Annotated in this window: 21 protein-coding genes; 6 read left to right on the top strand and 15 right to left on the bottom strand. The window is 69.9% G+C overall.

The annotated features are described in order from the left end of the window. Position 1: 1 nt before the first annotated feature. The 9 genes from MUN33_RS04470 to MUN33_RS04425 all read right to left on the bottom strand — a co-directional run bounded on the left by MUN33_RS04470 (position 2) and on the right by MUN33_RS04425 (position 8,174). The gene (locus tag MUN33_RS04470) at positions 2-586 is read right to left on the bottom strand and encodes a hypothetical protein (RefSeq protein WP_244803697.1); all 585 of its coding nucleotides are present in this window, start codon (positions 584-586) and stop codon (positions 2-4) included. Next, entirely contained in the window at positions 583-1,224 is a 642-nt protein-coding gene (locus MUN33_RS04465; protein ID WP_244803696.1) for a hypothetical protein, read from the bottom strand. Before MUN33_RS04465 ends, MUN33_RS04470 begins: the two co-directional genes overlap by 4 nt. Positions 1,225-1,249: 25 nt before the next feature. Next, entirely contained in the window at positions 1,250-2,212 is a 963-nt protein-coding gene (locus tag MUN33_RS04460; RefSeq protein ID WP_244803695.1) for a hypothetical protein, read from the bottom strand. 128 nt (positions 2,213-2,340) lie between these two features. After that, entirely contained in the window at positions 2,341-3,909 is a 1,569-nt protein-coding gene (locus tag MUN33_RS14155) for a serine/threonine-protein kinase (RefSeq protein WP_369414919.1), read from the bottom strand. Continuing rightward, positions 3,906-4,607 carry a hypothetical protein gene (locus tag MUN33_RS04445; protein ID WP_244803694.1) on the bottom strand — a complete coding sequence of 234 codons (702 nt, stop codon included), beginning with the start codon at positions 4,605-4,607 and terminating at the stop codon, positions 3,906-3,908. The genes MUN33_RS14155 and MUN33_RS04445 overlap by 4 nt, the downstream gene beginning before the upstream one ends. 82 nt (positions 4,608-4,689) lie before the next feature. Beyond that, positions 4,690-5,397: a hypothetical protein gene (locus tag MUN33_RS04440; protein WP_244803693.1), complete on the bottom strand. Its 708-nt coding sequence runs from the start codon at positions 5,395-5,397 to the stop codon at positions 4,690-4,692. A 13-nt stretch (positions 5,398-5,410) separates the two neighbouring features. After that, positions 5,411-6,187 carry an ATP-binding cassette domain-containing protein gene (locus MUN33_RS04435; RefSeq protein WP_244803692.1) on the bottom strand — a complete coding sequence of 259 codons (777 nt, stop codon included), beginning with the start codon at positions 6,185-6,187 and terminating at the stop codon, positions 5,411-5,413. Beyond that, complete coding sequence (locus tag MUN33_RS04430) at positions 6,184-7,176, bottom strand: ABC transporter permease (RefSeq protein WP_244803691.1); 993 nt, start codon at positions 7,174-7,176, stop codon at positions 6,184-6,186. Before MUN33_RS04430 ends, MUN33_RS04435 begins: the two co-directional genes overlap by 4 nt. Beyond that, complete coding sequence (locus tag MUN33_RS04425) at positions 7,173-8,174, bottom strand: substrate-binding domain-containing protein (RefSeq protein ID WP_244803947.1); 1,002 nt, start codon at positions 8,172-8,174, stop codon at positions 7,173-7,175. Before MUN33_RS04425 ends, MUN33_RS04430 begins: the two co-directional genes overlap by 4 nt. 461 nt (positions 8,175-8,635) lie before the next feature. Between MUN33_RS04425 and MUN33_RS04420 the strand changes: the two genes are divergently transcribed. Next, a complete protein-coding gene (locus MUN33_RS04420) occupies positions 8,636-9,400 on the top strand; it encodes a hypothetical protein (RefSeq protein ID WP_244803690.1) in 765 nt (254 codons plus the stop codon). 142 nt (positions 9,401-9,542) lie between these two features. Continuing rightward, a complete protein-coding gene (locus tag MUN33_RS04415) occupies positions 9,543-10,190 on the top strand; it encodes a LiaF domain-containing protein (protein WP_244803689.1) in 648 nt (215 codons plus the stop codon). 6 nt (positions 10,191-10,196) lie between these two features. On the opposite strand, the gene MUN33_RS04410 is transcribed toward MUN33_RS04415, so the two are convergent. Continuing rightward, positions 10,197-11,549, bottom strand: coding sequence for an adenosine deaminase (locus tag MUN33_RS04410; protein WP_244803688.1), 1,353 nt, complete (start codon positions 11,547-11,549; stop codon positions 10,197-10,199). Positions 11,550-11,634: 85 nt separating this feature from the next. On the opposite strand from MUN33_RS04410, the gene MUN33_RS04405 reads away from it, so the two are divergent. Further along, complete coding sequence (locus MUN33_RS04405) at positions 11,635-12,975, top strand: D-alanyl-D-alanine carboxypeptidase family protein (RefSeq protein WP_244803687.1); 1,341 nt, start codon at positions 11,635-11,637, stop codon at positions 12,973-12,975. Positions 12,976-12,987: 12 nt separating this feature from the next. Here MUN33_RS04405 and MUN33_RS04400 read toward each other — a convergent pair whose 3' ends face one another. The 3 genes from MUN33_RS04400 to MUN33_RS04390 form a co-directional block, all read right to left on the bottom strand. Continuing rightward, the gene (locus MUN33_RS04400) at positions 12,988-14,079 is read right to left on the bottom strand and encodes a YhjD/YihY/BrkB family envelope integrity protein (protein WP_244803686.1); all 1,092 of its coding nucleotides are present in this window, start codon (positions 14,077-14,079) and stop codon (positions 12,988-12,990) included. A gap of 117 nt (positions 14,080-14,196) precedes the next feature. Then, entirely contained in the window at positions 14,197-15,213 is a 1,017-nt protein-coding gene (gene trpS, locus MUN33_RS04395) for a tryptophan--tRNA ligase (RefSeq protein WP_244803685.1), read from the bottom strand. Between the two features lie 11 nt (positions 15,214-15,224). Then, positions 15,225-16,121, bottom strand: coding sequence for a LysR family transcriptional regulator (locus MUN33_RS04390; protein WP_305037372.1), 897 nt, complete (start codon positions 16,119-16,121; stop codon positions 15,225-15,227). A 71-nt stretch (positions 16,122-16,192) separates the two neighbouring features. Here MUN33_RS04390 and MUN33_RS04380 point away from each other — a divergent pair, with 71 nt between their 5' ends. Further along, entirely contained in the window at positions 16,193-17,149 is a 957-nt protein-coding gene (locus MUN33_RS04380) for an SLAC1 family transporter (RefSeq protein ID WP_244803684.1), read from the top strand. On the opposite strand, the gene MUN33_RS04375 is transcribed toward MUN33_RS04380, so the two are convergent. Together MUN33_RS04375 and MUN33_RS04370 are read right to left on the bottom strand one after the other, a co-directional pair. Beyond that, positions 17,098-18,066 carry an exodeoxyribonuclease III gene (locus MUN33_RS04375; RefSeq protein WP_244803683.1) on the bottom strand — a complete coding sequence of 323 codons (969 nt, stop codon included), beginning with the start codon at positions 18,064-18,066 and terminating at the stop codon, positions 17,098-17,100. The genes MUN33_RS04380 and MUN33_RS04375 overlap by 52 nt on opposite strands. A gap of 10 nt (positions 18,067-18,076) precedes the next feature. Continuing rightward, positions 18,077-19,249, bottom strand: coding sequence for an MFS transporter (locus tag MUN33_RS04370; RefSeq protein WP_244803945.1), 1,173 nt, complete (start codon positions 19,247-19,249; stop codon positions 18,077-18,079). Between the two features lie 482 nt (positions 19,250-19,731). On the opposite strand from MUN33_RS04370, the gene MUN33_RS04365 reads away from it, so the two are divergent. Together MUN33_RS04365 and MUN33_RS04360 are read left to right on the top strand one after the other, a co-directional pair. Beyond that, complete coding sequence (locus MUN33_RS04365; protein ID WP_244803682.1) at positions 19,732-21,987, top strand: NADP-dependent isocitrate dehydrogenase; 2,256 nt, start codon at positions 19,732-19,734, stop codon at positions 21,985-21,987. 158 nt (positions 21,988-22,145) lie between these two features. Next, entirely contained in the window at positions 22,146-23,486 is a 1,341-nt protein-coding gene (locus MUN33_RS04360) for an O-acetylhomoserine/O-acetylserine sulfhydrylase (protein ID WP_244803681.1), read from the top strand. The last annotated feature ends 11 nt before the right edge of the window (positions 23,487-23,497 follow it).

Here is a 23,497-nt window from a genome sequence, read left to right as displayed (position 1 = left end):
ATCAGCACGGACTCGAGTAGGAGGTGTCGTCATCCAGGAGACGCGCATTGCTGCCCGGCGTGGACACGGCGGCGCGACACAGTGCTGCCCGGTCGTCGCCGTAGTCCACGACAACGGGATGCACCGTGGTGCCGTCGACCGTCGCGCGCAACGAGGGGCAGTGTCCCGGGTCCAGCAGGACGGCGCCGGGGTTGGCGGACACAGCACCGTCGACCTCGGAACGGAACGACGGGCTGTCCCCCATCACCGAGGAGACGATGAGCACTCCCCGACCGTCACAGGGCATCACGGCGCCGGCGGGCTCACCCGCCGTCGACCTGCCGGACGGACCGTCGCCGTCCGCCGCGCTGCCGTCCGTGGACCGCTCTCCGGGCTCGCCACGGTCAGCGCGGTCACCACGGTCAGCGGTCACGGTGACCGTCGCATCCGCCGCGGTGACGGTGGTCCATGCCGGCGCAGCGGTCTGCCCGCCATTCCCCGGGCGCCACAGAAGGAACGCCACCACGGACGCCGCCACCGCGACGACGGCCACGACGACCAGCACCGCGGTGCCTCCCCCACCCAGGACGCGGTGTCGGGATGTCACCGCGGTTCCTCGTGGGTGGTCCGTCCCGTGCCCGGCGTCGTGGTTCCTGTCGCCGGCAGCCACGGGTACCCCGCCCGGACAGCGAGGTAGCCACCGAGGAGCAGGAGGAGAACGCCAGCGACCAGGACCACGTACTCCCCCGGACCGGTCGACGTCGTGAGTGCGTCCAGCAGCCTCTGGACGAGCGCCGCCTCCTGCTCACCCATGCCCGAGGCGTCGCCGCTGAACATCCTCTTCTCGAGCCCCATCCCGGTCACCAGGCCGTAGACCGCGTATGCGGCGAGCCCCGCGCCCGAACCCGCCACCACCAGTGCCGCGATCCGGCGCAACGCGGTGAAGGCGATCAGCACGGCACTCGCCAGTGCCAGGAACAGCAGCACGACGCCGGTGGACAGGAACGCGGGTTCAATCCGAGACTCCTGCAGCCCGACCGCCTCGAAGGTGCTCACCATCGTGCCGAAGCCCGAGAGGGTGAAGAACATGTCGGCGTCGCCGGACCCTCCCGGCGCCGCACTGACGGCCATCCGTGCCCAGGGAAGCGCCAGGCCGACAACCGAGACGAGGGAGAGGACCACCGTGATCAACGCGGCGATCAGCGGGTGGGTCACCAGCGCGTGCACGTAGCGGCGCTTCGTCATGCCGCCGTCAGGCTCCTCGCGCAATCTACTTCCCCGCCGGCGGGTTCGGCGCCACGATCTTCCGGACGCCCCAGACGATCTCGTTGACGCTCGTCCAGAACGCGACGTGGGCGAGGGTGAACACCGTCGCCTTCATCACGGCCAGCCCTGCGTTCAGGTCGTTCGCACCCGCGGTCAGCAACACGATCAGCGGGTAGATCATACCCACGGCGATGACCGCCAGAATCGACAGGTAGACCTTCGACTCACTGCGGGTACGGTCACCGACACCCCAGGTGGTCACGTCCAGCTGGGGCGTCGGCCGCTGCGACCGCGGCGCGGGCTGCTGGTGCGGCTGGTGCGGACCACCGGCGAATCCACCGGCCGGCCCCTGCTGCCAGCTGTTCGCCGACTGCGCCGGGCCACCGGTCATCTCACCGGGTGCCCCCACCGACAGGTCGCCGGCGGGACGGTCGGGCACGTCGTCGGCCTCCGGGCCCTGGGCCGCTGCCTCTCCGGGGGTCTGCTCCGGAACCGCAGGCGTCACACGGGTCACCTCGGTGTCCGGGGCGGAGCCGGCACCGCCGTCGACCGAGTGTGCGCGGGTGACGTCGGAGGACGGGCCGGCCGGCTCCGCGCGCGTCATGTCCGGGAGCGGCTCGTAGGACGCGCTGTAGTTGTACGACGGCGACCCCGCCGCCGCAGCGGGTGCCACACTGGGTGCCGCGCCCGGCACTGCACCGGGCGACTGGGAGTCGGCGAGGTCGTGCAGCCAACGGATGTTCACCACGTCGTCCTCCGGCCCGTAGAGCGCGGCCTCGTAGATGTCCCGCTTGTAGGGGTCGCCCAGGATCACGCGGGCGGTCTCCACCTGGTCGATCTCCGGGGAGTCGGCACCGTACCCCCGGTTCCGCAGGTCGGCGGCACGCTCCCCGAGGACCTCCGCTATCTCGTACGGCGGCATGTCCTTGTCGAGCTGAAGTTCGGTGTACAGGTCGTAGTTCGCCATGGGATTCCTTGTCGTGGGTGTCTCGCCGGGCCTCGCTGAAGCTTCGAAGAGCTGTCAGGGGCACCTTAATACATCGGGCGGGCCGGGGAACACCTGCAACCCGCGCCACCCGCCGTGCCGGCAGGCGGTCAGCAGACGGGGATGTCCCCCACGACGTCGGTGGCCGTGGAGGCGGAGTCCACCGTCGTGCCGGTGAGGAGCATCGCGTAGCGCGTCCGGTCCCCGGTCTCCGGGAAGACGCCCATCGCCGCACCGGTACCGGTGGCGGGGGCGACCCGGATGCGGCAGCCGTCCGCCTCCAGGTCCCGGACGCCGTCCACGGGCACGTAGGACGCGCGGACGTCCTCGTCACCGAAGTCGACGACGGCCATGGTGAGGTCGTCGCCGTGGCAGTTCACCCGCGCCCCCTCCTCGCCCCGGGGCTCACCACTCTCGCACGTCATCCCCCGCCAGCCGTGCTGCCCCTGCCGTTCCGGCAGCAGGTCGGGGAACGCGGCGACGATCCTGGCGTCGCGTGCGTCCCAGCCGGGGGTCAGGAACTGCCGGTACCCCACGAACCCCAGCACCGCGAGCGCGCCGACGATCGTCAGGACGGCGCCGAGCGCGACGGGCGTCCGCCACCGCGGCGCACCTGACCGCGGCGCACCGGACGACGGCGGCACCGGCGCAGGCGCCGTGCCCCACGGTCCCGGCAGCTCGCGGGTCTGACCCGCCTCACCCACCTGCCCCGCCTGCCCCGCCTGCCCCGCCGCGGCGTCCCGCAGCGCGTCGAGGAACGCCACGGCGGTGGGGAAACGTCGGGCCGGGTCGTTGTCCAACGCCCGTCGGAACACCCCGGCCACCTGCGGCGCGACCGCCGCGTCCGACGCCGCCAGGTCGTCGGCGGTGAGCCGGGGAGGTGTCCGGTCACCCCGCCACGCCGCCGTGGACATCGTGTCACGGAACGCGGTGAGCGTGAGCATCTCCAGTGCGATGAGCGCGAGGGCGTACCTGTCGGTGGCGGGACTGTAGTCGACGAGGTGCGCACCGTAGGTGCTGGCCACGGTGAAGATCTCCGGCGCCATGTACCGCTCGGTACCGATGACCAGGCCGGTCGAGGTCACACGGGTGTCGTCGCCGGCGATGCTGATGCCGAAGTCGGTCAGAACAGCGGTGGTCCCGGCACCGCCCCGCGGGTCGCGGGGCAGCAGGATGTTCGCCGGTTTGAGGTCCCGGTGGACCACCGGTGGCGTCCGGTGGTGGATGTGGTCGAGGGCGTCCGCGACGGGCCGCAGCACCCGGTCGACCTCGTCGACGGTGAACTTCCGGCCGGTGCGCCTCCGGTCGGCCAGGGCCCCGTCCAGGTCGCCTCCGTCGACGTAGTCCATGACGAAGTAGGCGGCGGTGCCGTCGTCGGACGCGGTGTCGGCGTAGTGGATGCTGACCACCGCGGTGTGCCGGATGGTGGCCAGGGTCCTCATCTCCGCCAGGAACCGACGGTAGCCCTCCCCTGCACCGCCGACGACGTCCGGGCGGAGGGCCTTCACCGCCACCCAGCGACGCAGGCCCCGGTCGTAGGCCCGGTAGACCTGCCCCATGCCGCCCCGTCCGATCAGCGACAGGTCGGTGAGGTTCCTCCGCGCCTCCAGTTCCGCCGCGAGCCGCGCGGTGTCCGGCCCGCCGGCGCCGGACCAGGTGGGACCGCTGTCGCCGCTCACCTGTCCACGCCCTCAGAGCTCCAGGTGAACCCGCGGGAGGAGACGGTGTCCCCTCCTCCGTCGACGACACGGACGCCGGTCCCGCTGATCACCACGCGGGAGCCGTTGTTGTCCAGGGTGCGGGTGACCCACCGTCCCGACCCGGCGCGCTGCATGTCGATGTCGTACTCGGCGGACCGGTTGTTGTAGTACCCGCGGTAGTACAGGTCGCCGCGCTCCCCGACCCGGCACACGACCGCGTGGTCTTCCCCGTTGGTACCGGCGAAGACCCACCGGTCGGAGGCGTTGCACGTCGCGGCGCGGACCCCGCGCCACCCCTGCGCACCCAGGGTGGACGGTACGTCCGACGGGTCCGACGGGCGCGTCGTCCGCTCCGGGGACGGACGTGCCGGTGTCGGCGACGGCGAGGTCGACGGCGACTGTGCTGTGCCGGCGGTGCCCGGTGTCGTCGCCGGGGTCTGCACCGGGACGGTGGTGAACGCCGGGGCGGCGGTGTCGTCGCCGTCCCCCTGGTTGCTCCACAGCCACATGCCCGCGGCGACCACCGCGACGACGAGGACGACGACGGCGACCACGGTGAGGACAACGCCGGTGGCGAGACCCCCTGCCACGGACGGCGCCGGCTCCTCCGGCCGCCACGGGTTCCCCGTCTGGCCGGGCGAGCCCCAGCCGGGCGAACCCCAGTCGTCGTTCCCCACGTCGTGTCCTCCCGTCCACATCCGGTCGCTGGTCCGGCTGTCAGCCCAGCCGACCGTCCTGCCCTGGTCCGCTCTTGTCGTCCTACACTTGTTTTCTCAGGGACCAGTAGTTTTCCTGAGCGTACCGTGCCAGGGTAAGTCGCCGCGTCGGCGCATTGCCGTTGCGCGCCGAGAAGCCACGCACCCCGCTGTTCCCGAGGAGCTTCGAGAGGTAGTCGATCTTGGTGTTCACCTTCTTCTGCGACCAGCCCAAGGTCTGTTCGAGGTCGCGCACGGTCGGCACCTCGGACAGGTCGGTCCCCGGGCGCCGGACCAGGGGTGCGGCGAGCGCCCGCAACGGGTCGACCTGTTCCTCGTTGAGGATGAGCTCGCCGACGGTCATCGGGGCCTCGCCGACGCGTCCGGCGCCGGTGCCGCCCGTCGGGGGACGCAGTGTCGCCGCGACGGTGACGTCGATCTCGTAGGTGGTCACCGACGTGGCGAACACCGCGGCGGACCTCCCGAGCGGCAACGGCAGACTTGCCCCGGGCCCCAGCCTGCTCTGGCTGAAGGAGTTCTCGGCACGCGGCTGGATGCTGGCCGCCATGCGGCTGCCCCGGTTGGTGATCATCCATGTCCCGTCGGTGTCCCACACCTGCAGGAAGACCCGGTGCATGAACCCGTCGTCCATCCCCAGGGGGAAGTCGGCGGCGCGCCCGAGGGTCAGCGACTGCCCGGGGTCGAGCACGACCCGGTGGCCGATCTGGTCGTCGATGAGGATCTGGCCGGGGAAGAGCCGGGGGAACGTCATACCCGGCATCCTCCTAGCGTTCGAGCTCGTGCGCCAGGGAATTGAGTTCCCCGCCCCCGGCCATCTCCAGGGTGAGCTGCTCCAGGGTGACCTCCTCCCGCGACGCGTCGAGGACGCCGCGGCCCAGGTTGAGCAGGACGAAATGGTCCCCGACCAGGTAGGCGTGGTGCGGGTTGTGGGTGATCAGGATGACGCCGATCCCCTCGTCGCGCGCGGCGGCGACGAACCGCAGCACCATGCCGGACTGCTTCACGCCGAGTGCCGCCGTCGGCTCGTCGAGGATGAGCACGCGCGCTCCGAAGTAGACGGCGCGGGCGATGGCGACGACCTGGCGCTGCCCGCCCGACAGGGAGGAGACGGGGACCGACACGTCCGCGAGGTCGACGCCCATCCGTTGCAGGCGGTCGGCGGTGATCTCGCGCATCTCGGCCTCCCGCAGCCGGCCGAAGCGGCCGGTCATCTCCTGGCCCAGGAAGAAGTTGCGCCACACGGGCATCTGCCCGACCACGGCGAGGTCCTGGTAGACGGTGGCGATACCGTGGTCCAGGGCGTCACGCGGGTTGGCGAACGTGACCGGTTCCCCGTCGACGAGGATCACCCCGTCTGTCGGGGGGTGCAGCCCGGCCATCGTCTTGATCAGCGTGGACTTCCCCGCACCGTTGTCGCCGAGGACGCAGGTGACGTGGCCCTCCTGCACGGACAGGTTGACGTCGTCCAGGGCGCGGAAGGAACCGTAGGTCTTCCCGACGCCGCGGAGTTCGATCACCGGCGGGTTGTCTGGTGCACTCACTGTCGGGCCTCCGAGTACTTCGAGAAGGAGTTGTTGGCGAGCACGGCGAGCAGCAGCACACCGCCGAGGAAGAACTTGAACCAGTCAGGGTTCCAGCCGGCGTAGACGATCCCCTGGTTGGTCATGCCGAAGATCAGGGCACCGACGGCGGTCCCCACAGCCGTGCCCTTGCCCCCGTTCATCGCACAGCCGCCGACGACGGCGGCGATGATGTACAGGAACTCGTTGCCCACGCCCTGCCCGGCCTGGATGGAGTCGAACTGGTACAGGTTGTGCTGGCCGACGAACCAGCAGGACGCGGCGACGGTCATGAACAGGATGATCTTCACCCGGTCCACCGGTACGCCGACGGCCCGGGCGGCGTCCCTGTCCCCGCCGACGGCGAAGATCCAGTTGCCGAAGCGCGTCTTGAACAGGACCCAGCTGGCGACCGCGACGAAGAAGATCCACCAGAACACGGTGACCTGCACCGTCACGCCCGCCACCGTCACCGACCCGGCGAAGAGCCGGCGGCAGAACTCGTAGCCCTGCATGTCGGAGATGACCGGGGTGGCGACCTGGTCGTTGACGAGTTTCGTCACCGCGAGGTTGAGCCCCTGGAGCATGAGGAACGTCGCCAGGGTGATCAGGAAGCTGGGGATGCCGGTCCGGGTGACCATCCAGCCGTTGAAGAACCCGATGGCCAGCGCGATGGCCAGCGCCAGCAACGAGCCCACCCAGGTCTGCAGGTGGAAGTTGTAGGCGATCATCGTCGCCGCCAGCGCCGTGGTGGTGACCGCGACACCGGTGGACAGGTCGAACTCGTCGCCGATCATCAGCAGCCCCACGGCGAGGGCCACGATCCCCAGCGTCGACGAAGTGTAGAGGACGGTGGCGACGGCGTCCATCGAACGGAAGCTCGGCGCGACGACGAGGAACAGGACGAAGATCGCCACCGCCCCGATGAAGCTGGCGAACTCGGGTCGGCGCAGGACGGCCGCGGCCCTCATCGCAGCCCCTCCTTCGCGGCGTCGGCGATGGTGTCGATGTTGCCCTTGTCGACGAAGCTCGGCCCGGTGTAGACCGGCCGTCCACCGCCGACGGTGGTCCCGTTGCGCTTGGCGAGCCAGAGGGCGTCGACGGCCATGTACCCCTGCAGGTACGGCTGCTGGTCGACGGCGAAGCTGATCCGCCCGTCCCGGATGGCCGGGACCAGTTCGGCGTTCGTGTCGAAGGTGCCGATGTTCACGTCCGCCCCGGTGGCTTCCGCGGCGTCGGCGACGACGAGGGAGACAGGCGTGACCAGCCCCATGACCCAGTCGATGGAGCTGTCCTGCGCCAGTTTCGACTGCACCGTGGACTTCACCGAGGTGAGGTCCTGGCCGTTGACGTAGAGGATCTCGACGGAGCCGCCGCCCAGCCCCTTCCTGATGCCGTCACACCGGGCCTCCTGGGAGGTGTTGCCCTGTTCGTGGATCACGCAGAGCGTCTTCTGCGCCCCCTCCTCCCGGAGGCGTTCGCCGGCCCGCTGCCCCGCGACGCCTTCCTCCTGGCCGAAGAAACCGGTCATGCCGTAGTCCCCGTACTCCTCCATGCCCGCGTTCAGGCCGACGACCGGGATGCCGGCGTCGACGGCGCGCTGGGCCGCCGGTCCGATGGCGTTGGCGTTGGGCATGGTCACCGCGATGCCGTCGACCTCGGAGTCGATGGCGGACTGCACCAGGCTGGCCTGGTTGGGTGCCTGCGGGTCGGAGCTGTAGCGCAGCTCGATGTTGTCCTTGCGGGCGGCGTCCTCGGCACCCTTGCGCACGAGGTCCCAGAAGGTGTCGCCGGGGGCACCGTGGCTGACCATGGAGACGACGTACCGGGGGGTGTCGACGGTCCCGCCGCCTCCTGCCCCGTCGGCGGCGCGCGGGGCACCGCCGGTGGCGGAGCACCCGGCGGCGGCGAGGGCGGTGGTCAGTCCCACCGCCGTCACGGCGGCGGTCAGGGCGGTGCGGAAGCGCATCTTGAAAGTCACAAACCGCAAGTCAATGCGCCTGAAGCGGTTAAGTCAAACCAGCTGACCTGCGACTTTACCGATCCAGTTGATCGGTTCAGGTGACTTCACCTGCACAGGAAACGAGCCGACCGCCGTTCCCGGGCTCTCCCCACGGAGTGGACCACCGTGTCCCTTCCGCCGCGTCACGGTCACTCCCCTCGTCATGACGGTCCGGGCCCCTGAGGACCGTTCCCCAACTCGATGACCTCCGGTGTCCACTCGACCGCACAATACTTCCGGATGACAGGCCCGCCCGGCCGCCCACTCTCGAGAAAGGCCAGTTACCGATGCCTACGCCCCCTCCGGGCCGCTGGAAGCGCGACGACGCCTCCACCTCCCCCACTCCACCCTCCCGACAGCACCCCGACTCCGCACCAGCGGGCCACCAGACTGGATCCCGACAGGGATGGCACCGCACCACGCCGCCCATGCAAAGCTCCGCCCCACAGCGAAGGACCCCACGTCCCACCCCGCCACGACCCGCTGTCACCGACGGGGCACCGGAACCGTTCCCTGCGCCGGCAGGTGCGCAGCCCACCACGAACCCCGGGCCACCCTTCGACGCAGGACTTCACCGGTTCCTCCGTGACCCGCGGTACCTCGTTGCAGGTACAGCAGGACTGCTGCTCGTCATCACATTCATCATTGCGGGCACCGTCTACGCCCTGAAAGCCGGCCCGCAGGACGACATCAACCCGAACAGGGATTTCGTCCTCAGCGACGACGAGGTGCGGGATTCCTTCAGCATCGACAATGCCTTCGCTGACTGCAGGATAACCGAGGAGTTCTACGCAGAAGTACACGTGGAAGACGTCACGCTTTCCGAGAGCGGAGAAAAATGCGTAGGGACCTTCACGGATACCGGCGACGAGGTCGGGATACACCCGAACGTCTACGTGCAGGGCGGTAGCATTTCACGCGAATCCCACGTGAAGATCGGCGCGGAGAACTGGAGCAGGGTCAGCAATCCTCCCGGATCGAGCAGCGACGTCCCGTGCGCCATTTCACGGACCACCGAGCCCGGACTGATCACACTGACCTCCGACGACTCATGCTCGAACCTCGAACCGATAGCACGGCACCTCCAGAATCTCATCGACAGGAAGAAGTGGATCGACCTCCGGGATTCGGGTTCCAGCAGACCTGCACCACCCCTCCTCGACCCCTTCGCCACGGATGCTTCACAGACGTGACTGTCCGGCTCCGAGCCGAGACTGAATCAGTGGGCGGTCCCCACCTGCCACACGCCCCGACCGTGGCGGGATACGGTAGCTGTGTCTCCAGGTGTGTCTCCTCCGTTCCATCAGGACAGTAAACTCACGTATCCTGAGCCCCATGACCAACCTCCCCGACCGCATCCCCGACGAGCGCCGGCACGAACTCAGCGACGCCCTGACACTGGCTGTCGGCCAGGGACGCATCGACCTGACGGAGTTCTCCGAGCTCAGCGACGAGGTCTGGTCCACCACGGACGTGCAGCGGTTCGAGCGGCTCGAGGCCCTCGTCCTGGGGAACGGCGGCCGCCGGGACGTCGAGGAGCTCGCGGCGAAGGCGGCGACCCCCGTCCCCGAATTCTCCCGCGGGCACACCGTCCCCCAGATCAGTTCCCCCTCGCAGAACCTGTGGTTCGGCGACCTCAAGCGCGGCGGCGACATGCAGCTGGCCGCCACCGAGACGTTCTTCCTCGTCTTCGGCAACACCGAACTGGATCTCCGCGAAGCGTCACTGTCCGCACCGACGACGACCCTGCACATCACGTCGGTCTTCGGCGACGTGAAGGTCACCGTCCCACCCGGGGTCCGCGTGGAGAACCGGATGTCGCTCGTCTTCGGTGACGTGAAGGCCGACCAGGGGCCCCGCCTCAGCCCCGGCGCCCCTGTCGTCGTCCTCACCGGCCACGCCACCTTCGGCAGCGTGAAGATCACGGTCGCCGAACCCGGCGTACCGCTGAAGAAGAGCTGGTGGGACTGGCTCTCCGGCTAGCCGCCGTTACTTCCCGTCCATGTCCCCGGGTTCCTCGAACCCCTCGCCGTCCTCGCCGTCCTCACCGACGGTGTCGTCCTCGTCGTCGAGGCTCAGCCCCAGCTCGGCCAGTTCCGCCCGGAGGTTCTCCATCGACAGCTGGACCTCCTCGGCCCCGGCACCGTGCACGTGCCCGTGATCGCCGTGGAGCTCACCCAGCCCTTCGGAGTCGCCCTCGCCGGAGCCCAGGGTCCCGCCCAACTCAGCGTAGGCGGGGTAGATGACCTCGCGCTCCAGCGACTCCCGCAGCGGCTGGTCGCAGAACGCGTTGTCCAGGGCGTTGGTGGTCAGCTCCAGGAACTGCCAGTACTCCAGGTCGAAGTTCTCGGCCAGGGCCAGCATCTCCCCGGTCATCGTGCAGCCGGACACCAGCCGGTTGTCCGTGTTCACCGTGCAGGTGAAGCCCAGTTCGTAGAGCAGGTTGAACGGGTGGTCGGCGACGGTGTCGCAGACCCCCGTCTGGGTGTTGGACGTCGGGCAGATCTCCAGCGGGATCCGGCGGTCCCGCACGAACTTCGCGACCTCGCCGAGCTCGATGCCGTTCATCGTGGCGTCGAGGTCCTCGTAGATACGCACCCCGTGCCCGATCCGCACGGCCCCCTGGCGCAGGCCGTCGGCGATGGACTCCACCCCGGCCGCCTCACCGGCGTGGACGGTGACCGGCACGAGGTTCTCGCGCAGGATACGGAACGCCTCGACGTGGTTCGACGGCGGGAAACCGTCCTCCGCGCCGGCGATGTCGAAGCCGACCACGTAGCCCTCGCCGGGGGTGTGCTCGCCGTGGTTGTCGACGGTGAGCCGGGCGATCTCCGCGGCACGGTCGGCGTGGCGCATCGCACACATCAGCAGGCGCACGTGGATACGGCCGCCGCGCTCGGCGACGGTCCGCTCCCCCTCCTTCACACCCTGCACGGTCGCCTCGACGACCTCCTGCAGGCTCAGGCCCTTCGCCTGGTGCTGCTCGGGGGCGAAACGCAGCTCGGCGTAGCACACGCCGTCGGCGGCGAGGTCCTCGACCGCTTCCCGGGTGACCCGCACCAGCGAGTCCCGCGTCTGCATCACCGCGGTGGTGTGGTCGAAGGTGGTGAGGTACGTCGGCAGGTCCCCGGAGTTCGCCGCGTCGAAGAACCACTTCTCCAGTTCCGCGGCGTCGGTGGTCGGCAGGCCCTCGTAGCCCGTCTCCGCCGCGATGTCGATGATGGTCTGCGGCCGCAGGCCCCCGTCGAGGTGGTCGTGGAGTTCGACCTTCGGGAGACGCCGGACGACGTCCGGGTCGACGGTGGCGGTCACGTCCTGCTCGCTGAATTCGCTGTCGCTCATGGTGCCCCAGGATAGCGCCGCTCCCGGCGCGTGTCCGTGCCGGACCCCGCTACCGACGGGCGCCACCGATACACTCTGGGAACTGATGACCTCACCTACTCTCCCCCGACCCCCGGCCCGGCGCCGTGCCCACCGGGCCGCCACACAGGCCGCCACGCTCGCCGCGGCGTCCGCCCTGTGCCTCACCGGCGCCCTCGCCGGCCCACTCGCCGCCCCCGCGGCCGCGGAGACCGGCCTCAACGGCGTCGAGAAGGACGACTGGCTCCCGTTGACCGTGGATCCCGGCGCCCCGCTCCCTGCCGACCCCTTCCTCGACACCGAGTCCTGCCCCTTCGCCGGGGACCTTCCCCCGGCCTTCGACAGGGACGCACTCCCGCCCGCCGGTCAGGACGCCCCGGCACCGGTCGCCGTGGAGCGTCCCGGCCCGGCCGGCGAGGCCCTCGACACCTGCGCCGCCGTGTCCGCCCCGGGCATGGAGATGCCCGGGCGCCTCAGCCTGGGCAGCTACGTCGTCTACGACGTCGCCTCCGGTGACGTCCTCGCGGCGAAGGACCCCTACGGGCTCTACCGCCCCGCCTCCATCATCAAGGCCCTGCTGGTGATGACCGCACTGGACGAACTCGATCCGGACCAGGTCGTCCCGGTCAGTGACGAGGCCGTGGCGATCGACGGGTCACAGGTCGGCGTCGGCCCGGGTGGCCGCTACACCGCCCGGGAGCTGCTGCTGGGCCTGGTCATGCGGTCCGGCAACGACGCCGCCATCGCCCTCGCGGACGCCATGGGCGGGCAGGAGGAGACGGTGGCCCGGATGCAGGAGCTCGCGGACTCGCTGGGCACCCGGGCGACCCGGGTGGTGACCGTGCACGGTCTCGACAGCCCCGGTGTGCAGACCACCGCCTACGACATGGCGCTGATCTACCGGGCGGCGTTCCAGCGCGAGGACGTCCGTGAACTGCTCGGCGAGGAGACCATGGACTTCCCCGGCTACGGGGACATGGACGGCTTCGAGCTCTCCAGCGACAACGAGATGCTCTTCAACTACCCCGGCACGATCGGCGGCAAGACCGGCTTCACCGACAACGCCCGGCACACCTTCGCCGTGGCCGCGGAGCGCGACGGACGCACTCTGGGGATGGTGCTCCTGAACTCCACCATCGCGGCGGGACGTCCGGCCGAGCAGGCCAGCGCCGTGCTCGACGCCGCCTTCGACGCACCGGCCGGTGCGGGCATCGGCACGTTGGACGTCCCCGCGGAACCGGTCGCCGCCACCGGGGACGTGACGCCGACGCCGGACGCTCCGGCCGACGTGGACGCGCGCGCCACCGCCGCGGACGGCGTCGACATGCGTGCCGTCGTCGGCGCCGTCGCCGCCGTCCTGCTGCTCCTGGGACTGGCGGCGGGTGCGGCGCGCTTCCGGCGTCGCTGAGCCCTCAGCGCGTCACTTCCTGCGGAACGTCCTGGTGAGCAGGCCGACGGCCGTCGCCCCGACGGCGGTGCCGACGCCGACCAACCCGGCGGTGCTGACGTTGCGCGCACCCGGCCGGACCTCCTGACGCACCCGGATCACCGCGGCGGGCGGAGCCTCGGGCACCATCGCCGCCAGTGCCTCCGGCGTGGTGGCCGTCCACGCCGCGAGGTACAGGGTGACGCGCCACACCAGGTAGAGCACGACCATCACGCCGATCACCGGGCCGAAGGCCGCGCCCGCCGGATTCGACAGGGCGTTGGAGAACACCAGCGTGGCGACCTGCTTGATCACCTCGAACACCAGTGCACCGATCACCGCCGCCCGTGCGGCGGAGGGACGCGGCACCCGGGTGCGCGGCAGGTAGAGCATCAGCCAGAAGAACACGATCCAGTTGGCGACCAACGCCACCACCAGTGCCACCAGCCAGGTGACGAACCGGATGCCGGGGACGTCCCCCAACCCGACGGTCTCCAGGAGGCTGCCGGTGAAACCACCGCCGCCGACAGCGGTGACGGCGAACGCCACCGCCAGCGCCAGCAGCAGCCCGAGCAGTCCGACGAGGTCGCTGAGCTTGCCCTTGACGACGTTGTCGGCCCGGCCGTGGACCTTCCACATCTCGGAGACCCCGAGGCGCAGGTTGCCCATCCACCCCAGGCCGGTCCACAGCGCCAGCACGAGGCCGATACCGAAGACACTGCCGCGCTGGTCGACCGCTTGGACGATGATGCTGTTGACGGTCTCCCCCAGCTCGCCACCGGCGGACTCGGTGACGGTGTCCATGATGGAGTCCATCAACTCGTCGTTGCCGGCGACGACCATCGCCACCGTGGCGAAACCGAGCATGATCAACGGGAAGATGGACAGGACGGAGAAGTAGGTGATCCCGGCGGCGAAATGGTTTCCGCCCTGGTCGCCGTAGCGCTCGTTCATGCGCATCACGTGGTCGAACCAGGGCCACTTGTCGCGGTACCGGTCGACCGCGCCCGGCGAGTCGTCGGTGGACCGTTCAATGCCGTGGTCGTCCAGCCTGTCGCGGTCGGAGGCGGTGATCGTGCGAGCCATCGGAGGACTCCTCGTGTGTCGCGTCATCGTCAACGTCCCACCGCAGACGGCGGGACCATGGGGAACCCACCCTAGTTCATGGACGACGCAGACGGTCGGATTCCTCCGCACGCTCCCCTACCGCAGCAGCCCCATCTTCCCGTACACGTCGGCGACCACAGACTCCGCGACCACGCCGGCCTTCTCCGCACCGCGGTCCAGGATCCGCTTCAGTTCCGCGGGGTCGGCCATGTACTCGTCGTACCGGGCCTTCAGCGGGGTGGTGAAGGCCTGCAGAGCGTCGGCGGTGTCCACCTTCAGCGCGCCGTACTGGGCGCCGGAGGCCTGGTAGTCGGCCACGATCTCGTCCACGCCGCGTCCGGTCAGGGCGGACTGGATCACAAGCAGGTTCGACACCCCCGGCTTCGCCTCCCGGTCGAAGCGGATCTCGCCGTCGTTGTCGGTCACCGCGGACTTAATCCGCTTGACCGACGTCTTCGGCTCGTCCAGCAGGTTCACGATGCCCTTGGGGTTGTCCCCGGACTTACTCATCTTCGAGGTCGGGTCCTGCAGGTCGTAGATCTTCGCCGCCCCCTCGGGGATGAACCCCTCGGGCACCACGAAGGTCTCGCCGAAGCGGGCGTTGAACCGCTCGGCGAGGTTCCGGGTCAGCTCCAGGTGCTGGCGCTGGTCCTCACCCACCGGCACCAGCTGCGGACGGTAGAGCAGGATGTCCGCGGCCATCAGCATGGGGTACATGAACAGGCCGGCGGAGGTCCGCTCGGCACCACGCTTGGCGGACTTGTCCTTGAACTGTGTCATCCGGGACGCCTCGCCGAAGCCGGTCAGGCAGGTCAGCGCCCACGCCAGCTCGGCGTGCTGCGGCACCTGGGACTGCACGAAGATCGTGGACTTCTCCGGGTCGATCCCCAGCGCCAGCAGCTGCGCCACCCCGGCGAGGGTGCGGTCGCGCAGTTCGGCGGGATCCTGGTCGACGGTGATCGCGTGCAGGTTCGGGATGAAGTAGAAGGCGTCGTACCCGTCCTGCAGGTCGATCCACTGCTTGACCGCGCCCAGGTAGTTCCCGAGGTGGTAGGAGTCCGCCGTGGGCTGGATGCCGGACAGGACGCGCTTGATCTGTGCTTCATCGCTCATGGAGAGCCATGTTACCCGGGGACTTTGGCGATCCGCAGCAGAGCCTCGGCGTCCGGGTCGCTCACGGCCAGGGACCGTCCCCGCGGGTAGACCGCACGCAGCAGGCGACGGAAGGTCACCCCCGTCACCGGGACCCTGACCAACTCACCGGACGCCACCTGCGTCTCCACCGCCCGCGCCGCGATCACGGTCGGCTCGCCCATCCCCGTCGCCGCGGCACGCTGGGCGGCGAGTGATCCGAACTCACCGGCCGGTTCGGCGATGGAGCCGAGCGTCGCCTCCAGGATCTCCCGGCTCCCCGACCCCTGCTCCCGGGTGACCAGCGGGGTACGCCGTAGCTGGGCGGCATCCACCTCCGACCCCGCCCAGGGGTGCGACGGTGGGACGACGAGGACCAGGTCGTCGACGCCCACCACGTCCGACGCCAAACCGTGGGACACCTCCGCCCCCTCGACGAACCCCAGTACGCACTGCCCGCCAGCCACCGCGTCACACACCTCGGCACTGTTCCGGGACCTCATCTGCAGCCGCACCGTGGGGTTCTCCCGGTGGAACCGCGCCGCCCACGACGGGAAGTACAGCTCCGCGATCGTGTTGGAGACGGCGACGGGCAGCGACCGCACAGCGTCCGGCTGCGTGGTCACCGCGACCGCCCGGGAGAACTCCGCCGCCGCGCCGAGCAGCTCACGGGCCGCGGACAGCACCGCCCGCCCGCGTTCCGTCGGCTCCGATCCCCCCACTCCCCGACGGAACACGGTGACGCCGAGGGTCTTCTCCGCCGCGGCCACCCGCGCGCTCACCGTCTGCTGGCTCAACCCCAGGTCACGGGCCGCGGCGGCGATGCTGCGGCGGTCGTCCACCGCCACCAGCGTGGCGATCTGGTCAACCTGCGGGACATGAGGGTACATACATTCACTGTACCCCTTTCCACCTGGCCCGTTATCCCTGTCCGGGGCGACGGCGCTCTACGGTCGGGCCCATGGACACCACTCCCGCACTCCCGCCTCCCGGTCCCGCCTGGGCCGGCGCGCTGATGGGCACCTCCATCACCGCCTCCATGGCCGGCGTCCACCTGGGGACGCCCACCGGTGGCGTCGTGACCGCGTTGGCCGGCACCGTCCTGCTGGTGCTGGCCACCGGAGGACGCAGCTGGCTGACCACGGACCTCCCCGCCTGGTCGATGGTCACCATGGGGATCCTCGCCCTCGGCTCGGCCGCCGACACCGCCCTCGGGTTCGCCGGCATCCACCGGGTCACGTGGGTGGCCGGGACACTCGCCTCGGTCATCGTCTATGTCCCGCAGGCGGTGGCACTCGTCCGCGGCACACTGCCGCGCACCTTCCCGGCGACGCTCCCCCTGGTGACCCCCATGGTCGCCGCGACCAACGCCGCCCAGCTCGGTCACCCGCTGCCCGGGGTCCTGTGTTTCGCCGCGTCACTGGCGGCCGGCGTCCCCGCTTTCGTCCTCGTCTACCTCGCCTCTGGACGACGCCCGGCGTCCCCCGCCGTCGCCACGACGTGGATCCCCCTGGGCATCGTCGGTCAGAGCAGCGCAGCGGCCCTGCTCCTGTCCGGGGGCACCGCCCTCGCCGACGCCGGCCGCGTCTACGCCACCGTCATGCTCTGCCTCGGTGTGCCCGCCGCCGCCTGGGCGCTCCGCACCCACTGGGGCACCCTGCTGCGGACGTCCCCCGCCGTCTCCGTGGCGACCTACGGCCCAGCGTGGTGGTCGGCCACGTTCCCCGTCGGTACCTGCAGCCTGGGCACCCACCAGCTGGCGGTCAGCACCGGCGCAGGGTGGCTGGACGCCGTCAGCGCGACACTGTTGGCCGTGCTGGTCCTGCACGTCACCCTGGCGACCGCGGGACTGCTCGCGGCACTGGGTCAGCGGTACGTGACCAGGACCGGTGAGTGGTCGCTCCAGCGCAGGTCGTAGCTCTCGGCACGGTCCACCCAGGCGGACTCCACCCGTTCCATCAGCTCCGCGGTCACCGCCTGGTAGTCGATACGCCAGCCCGCCCCGGTGTCGAAGGCCTGGCCCCGCCACGTCCACCAGGAGTAGGGCCCCTCCTCGTCCGGGTGGAGCCGGCGCAGTGCGTCGAACCACCGCGGCTCCGCGGCCGGCCCCTGCTCCAGCCGCCGGGCCGCCACCTCGCCGGGGGTGTAGTCCACCGCGCCGAAGAAGTCCGCCGGCGCACCTGCGGGGTTGCCGGCCCGTCCTGCGTCGGTGGGGTCACCGACCTGCGTCGCCCCGTCCGGGAAGGTGCCGAAGACGGTGTCCATGAAGGCCCGCTCCGCCGGCAGGTAGCCCGACTTCTTCCGGTTCGGTCGCCAGTTCTTCAGGTCCTGGCGCCGGTGGCAGATGTTCCAGTCCCCGCCGACCACCATCTGCCCGTGCACCCCGGCCTGCTGCTCGAGGTAGGGCCCGAAGATGTCCAGGAACCGGAACTTCTCGTCCTGCTTCGCCGTCCCCTCGGCGCCGGACGGCAGGTACACGCTGGCGACCCGCAGGCCGGCCGTCGTGGCCTCGATGTAGCGGCCGGCGTCGTCGAACTCGGTGCTGAACCCCTCACCGAAACCGACCTGGACGTCCTCGATGCCGTGCCGGGACAGCACGGCCACACCGGCGCGGCCCTTCGCCGCGGCCTCGGCCTGCACCAGGTTCCACCCGGACTCCAGCGCGGGCGCCAGTGCCTTCTCGGTCTGGTCGGGGGTGGCGCGTACCTCCTGGAGCAGCACCACATCGGCCGGGGTGCTCTCCAGCCACGGCAGGATCCCGTGGTTGTCCTCGTTGCGGACCTTGGCGGCGGCACGGATGCCGTTGACGTTGACGGTGGCGACTGTGACGGTCATGCCGACCAGACTAGCGGCGGGCCTCGCCACGGCGCCGAAGGAGGTAGGTCGGGACGAACACCGCGATACCGCACAGGGCCATCCCGACCCCGGCCAACGCCGGTGCCGAGTACGAGTAGCCGGCGCTGATCACCGCACCACCGACCGCGGCGCCGGCGGCGTTGGCCAGGTTCAACGCGGAGTGGTTCATCGACGCGGCGAGGTTCTGCGCCTCGCCGGCGACGTCCATCAGCCGGGTCTGCAGGTTGATGGTCATCACCGACCCCGACATCGCCACCAGCCCGAAGTTCACGATCGCCAGCGGCGCGACGGTGCTGGTGAAGTAGAACGCGCCGAGCATCAGGGCCATCGCCACCAGGGCGCCGAAGATGGACGCCTCCACGTCGATGTCCGCCAGGCGTCCGCCCAGGAAGGTCCCCGCCACCATGCCGACGCCGTAGACCATGAGCACCAGCCACATGAGGTTCTCCGGGAACCCCGCGCGCTCGGTCATCGTCCACGAGATGTAGGTGTACACGCAGAACATGCCGCCGAAGCCGACCGTGCCGAGCAGCAGGGTGAGCATGACCTGCGGATTGACCAGGGCACCGAGCTCGGTCATCGGCCGGGTCGGCGCCATCAGCGTCATGTGCGGCAGCGAGAACCACAGACCGACGAGGGTGACCAGGCCGATCACCGCCACCAGCGCGAACGCAGCGTTCCACCCCAGGGCCTGGCCGATCCACTGCGCGGCCGGCACCCCGGCCACCGTCGCCACCGACAGCCCCATCGAGACCTGGGCGACGGCCCGTCCCCGCTGCCCGGCGTCGGCCATCGACGCGGCGATCAACGCGGCCGCGGCGAAGTAGGCGCCGTGGGGGATGCCGGCGATGAACCGGGACAGCATCAGCAGTCCGTAGGACCCCGCGAGCACACTGAGCGCATTGCCCACGGTGAAGGCACCCATCAGGATCAGGACCAGCCGCCGCCGGGGCATCGACCCGGTGAAGGCGGTGATCACCGGGGCTCCCACAACCACGCCAAGGGCGTAGGCGGTGATCACGTGGCCTGCGGTGGCCTCGCTGACCGAGAAGTCCTCGGCGATGTAGTTGAGCAGGCCCATCGCCACGAACTCGGTGGTGCCGATCCCGAACCCGCCGAGCGCGAGCATGAGCAGCGCGACCGGACGGCGGCGCCGTCCCATCTCCGTCTGCCGCGGGAGGGGACGACGGGCCGGACGACGGGACCCGCGCGGCGGGTCCTCCAGTCGCTGCAGCCCGGAGGTGGCGGCGGTCGGCTGTTCAGTCACAGGGGCTCCTCGGGGGACGGTGCGGGGTGTGCTGGGCGTGCTGGCTGTACGGGCACGGTCGGGCGGCAGTGCCACAGGAGAGGGCAACCAGTATCGATTCAGATCTATTCCCCGTCCAATTCCACCAGAATCGGGGGGATTTCACTGATATCCGGATAACGGTCTCTCCCCGGTGTAGGGTATCGCGGCCCCGCGGCCGCCGGGACAACCGCCATTGCCGTATCATCGCGATAGTAGATGCCCGAGCGGCACCCTTCCACACGAAGGCATCACCACAGATCGAGACGAATAATCGCAGGTGCGCCCGTGCTCGTCCCTCACCATGGGGGCGGGCGACGCGACGCTGCACCGACTATTGAAGAGGGAGACACCGGCCCATGGCCAAGATCATCTACACCCGAACCGACGAAGCCCCGCTACTCGCCACCTACTCGTTGAAGCCCGTCATCGAGGCCTTCGCCTCGACCTCCGGCGTGGCCGTCGAGACGCGGGACATCTCCCTGGCCGCACGGATCCTCTCGGCGTTCAACGACATCCTCCCCGAGGAGCAGCGTGTCCACGACGCCCTCGCGGAACTCGGCGAGCTCACCAAGCAGCCGGACGCGAACATCATCAAGCTGCCGAACATCTCCGCGTCGGTCCCGCAGCTCAAGGCCGCGATCGCCGAGCTGCAGGAGCACGGTTACGACCTGCCGGACTACCCGGACGAGCCCACCTCCGACGAGGAGAAGGACGCCCGCGCCCGCTACGACTCCGTCAAGGGCTCCGCGGTGAACCCGGTCCTGCGTGAGGGCAACTCCGACCGTCGTGCGCCGAAGGCCGTCAAGAACTTCGCCCGGAAGCACCCGCACCGCATGGGCGAGTGGTCCGCCGACTCGAAGACCACCGTCGCCACCATGACCGACGGGGACTTCCGCCACAACGAGCAGTCCGTCGTCATCGACGGCGACGACACGCTCACCATCCGCCTCGTCGGCACCGACGGGACGACCACCGTCCTCAAGGACGGCCTGAAGGTCCTGGACAAGGAGATCGTCGACGCCACCGTCCTGCGCGCCGCGGACCTCGACGAGTTCCTCAAGGCCCAGGTCGCCCGCGCGAAGGAGGAGGGCGTCCTCTTCTCCGCGCACCTCAAGGCCACGATGATGAAGGTGTCCGACCCGATCATCTTCGGCCACGTGGTCCGCGCCTACTTCGCCGACGTCTTCGAGAAGTACGGCGACACCCTGTTCTCCGTGGGCCTCAACGGCGAGAACGGTCTCGCCGCCATCTACTCCGGCCTCGAGGACTACGCCGACAAGATCGGCGACGACCTGGCGGCGGAGATCCGCGCGGCCTTCGACCAGGCTCTGCAGGACGGCCCCGACCTGGCCATGGTGAACTCCGACAAGGGCATCACCGGCCTGCACGTCCCCTCGGACATCATCGTCGACGCCTCCATGCCCGCCATGATCCGCAGCGGCGGACACATGTGGAACAAGGACAACCAGGAGCAGGACGCCCTCGCCGTCATCCCGGACTCCTCCTACGCCGGCGTGTTCCAGACCGTGATCGAGGACTGCCGGAAGAACGGCGCCTTCGACCCGACCACGATGGGCACCGTGCCCAACGTGGGCCTGATGGCTCAGAAGGCCGAGGAGTACGGCTCCCACGACAAGACCTTCCGGATCGGCTCCGAGGGCACCGTCGAGGTCGTGGACTCCTCCGGCGAGGTGCTCATGTCCCACTCCGTCACCCCCGGCGACATCTGGCGTGCCTGCCAGACCAAGGACATCCCGGTCCGCGACTGGGTGCGTCTGGCCGTCGACCGGGCCCGCAAGACCGGCGCCCCGGCCGTGTTCTGGCTCGACCCGGAGCGTGCCCACGACCGCAACATCACCGCGAAGGTCGAGGAGTACCTCAAGGACACCGACCTCGTCGGCGACACCGAGGGCCTGGACATCCGCATCCTCTCCCCCGAGGAGGCCTGCCAGCTCTCCGTCGACCGCATCCGCGCCGGCGAGGACACCATCTCCGTGTCCGGCAACGTGCTGCGCGACTACCTCACCGACCTCTTCCCCATCATGGAGCTGGGCACCAGCGCCAAGATGCTGTCCATCGTGCCGCTGATCGCCGGTGGCGGGCTGTTCGAGACCGGTGCCGGCGGATCCGCACCGAAGCACGTCCAGCAGCTCATCGAGGAGGACTACCTGCGCTGGGATTCGCTGGGCGAGTTCCTGGCCCTGGCCGAGTCGCTGCGTAAGCTCGCCGAGACCGACGACAACCCCCGCACCCCGATCCTCGCGGACGCGCTGGACGCGGCCACCGAGCGGATCCTCAACGAGGACCTCTCCCCCGCCCGAGTCGTCGGTGAGATCGACAACCGCGGCAGCCACTACTGGCTGGCCCGCTACTGGGCGCTGAACCTCTCCCGTCAGACCGAGGACCCCGAGCTCGCGGAGATCTTCGCCCCGGTGGCCGAGGAACTGGAGGAGAAGTACGAGACCGTGAAGAAGGAGATGCGCGGCGGTCAGGGCTCCTCCGCCGACCTGGGCGGCTACTACTGGCTGGACGAGGAGAAGACCACGAAGGTCATGCGTCCCTCGTCCACCTTCAACGCCGTCATCGACGGCCTCACCGCGCGCAACTCCTGATGCGCCGGTAGCTCTTTTGGACAGCTCGGTCTAGCAGAAACAACGCCCTCACCTGCGACGTTGCCGAAAACTAGACCGAGCTGTTTGCCGCTCCCCCTCCGGTGGGTTATCGTGTTCCCAGCGAAATGACACACCTACCCCCGAAGGGACCACCACCGATGAGCACCAGGTACGACAACTCCGACTCCGCCTCCTGGGGATTCGCCTCCCGCGCCGTCCACGCCGGCCAGACCGTGGACTCCGACACCGGCGCCCGGAACCAGCCGATCTACCTCACCACCTCCTACGTCTTCGACTCCGCCGAGCACGCCAAGCAGCGCTTCGCCCTCGAGGACCTCGGCCCGGTCTACAGCCGCCTGACCAACCCCACCCAGGAGGCCCTGGAGAACCGCATCGGGTCCCTGGAAGGCGGCGTCCACGCCGTGGCCTTCGCCTCCGGGCAGGCCGCCGAGACCGCCGCGATCCTCAACCTCGCCGGCGCCGGCGACCACATCGTCACCTCCCCCCGGCTCTACGGCGGCACCGAGACCCTCTTCGGTGTCACCCTCGCCCGGCTCGGCATCGAGGTCACCTTCGTCGAGGACCCCGACGACCTCGACTCCTGGCAGGCCGCCGTCCAGCCGAACACCAAGGCCTTCTACGGCGAGACCTTCGCCAACCCCCAGGCCGACGTCCTGGACATCCCGGCCGTGGCCGAGGTCGCCCACCGCAACAACGTCCCGCTGATCGTGGACAACACCATCGCCACCGCCGCCCTGGTGCGTCCCCTGGAGCTCGGCGCGGACATCGTCGTGGCCTCCCTGACCAAGTTCTACACCGGCAACGGCTCCGGACTCGGCGGCATCCTCGTCGACGGCGGTTCCTTCGACTGGACCGTGGAACGCGACGGGCAGCCGGTCTTCCCCTCCTTCGTCACCCCGGACCCCGCCTACCACGGCCTGAAGTACGCCGACCTCGGCGCCGCCGCCTTCGGCCTGAAGGCCCGCGTCGGCCTGCTGCGCGACACCGGTGCGACCATCTCCGCCTTCAACGCCTGGGTCACCATCCAGGGGCTGGACACCCTGGCCCTGCGCGTGCGCAAGCACAACGAGAACGCCGAGATCGTGGCCCGCTCCCTCGCCGACAATCCCGCGGTCACCACGGTGAACTACGCCGGCCTGCCGGACTCCCCCTGGTACGCCACCAAGGAGAAGCTCGGCCTGGAGTACACCGGCTCCGTCCTGTCCTTCGACCTCGCCGTGGATGACGTCTGGTCCGACGAGGCCCGCGAGAAGGCCTGGGCCTTCATCGACGCCCTGAAGCTGCACTCCAACCTGGCCAACGTCGGTGACGTCCGCTCCCTGGTCGTTCACCCGGCGACGACCACCCACTCGCAGTCCGACCAGAAGGGCCTGGCCCGTGCCGGTGTGAACCTCGCCACCGTCCGCCTGTCCGTGGGTATCGAGGACATCGAGGACATCCTCGCCGACCTCCGACGCGGCTTCGACGCGATCGGCTGAGGCACCACCCC

Source organism: Corynebacterium kalidii (assembly GCF_022869005.1).
GTDB lineage: Bacteria > Actinomycetota > Actinomycetes > Mycobacteriales > Mycobacteriaceae > Corynebacterium > Corynebacterium kalidii.
The sequence above is the reverse complement of the archived record's forward strand: the minus strand, read 5'-3'. Positions and strand labels throughout refer to the sequence as shown.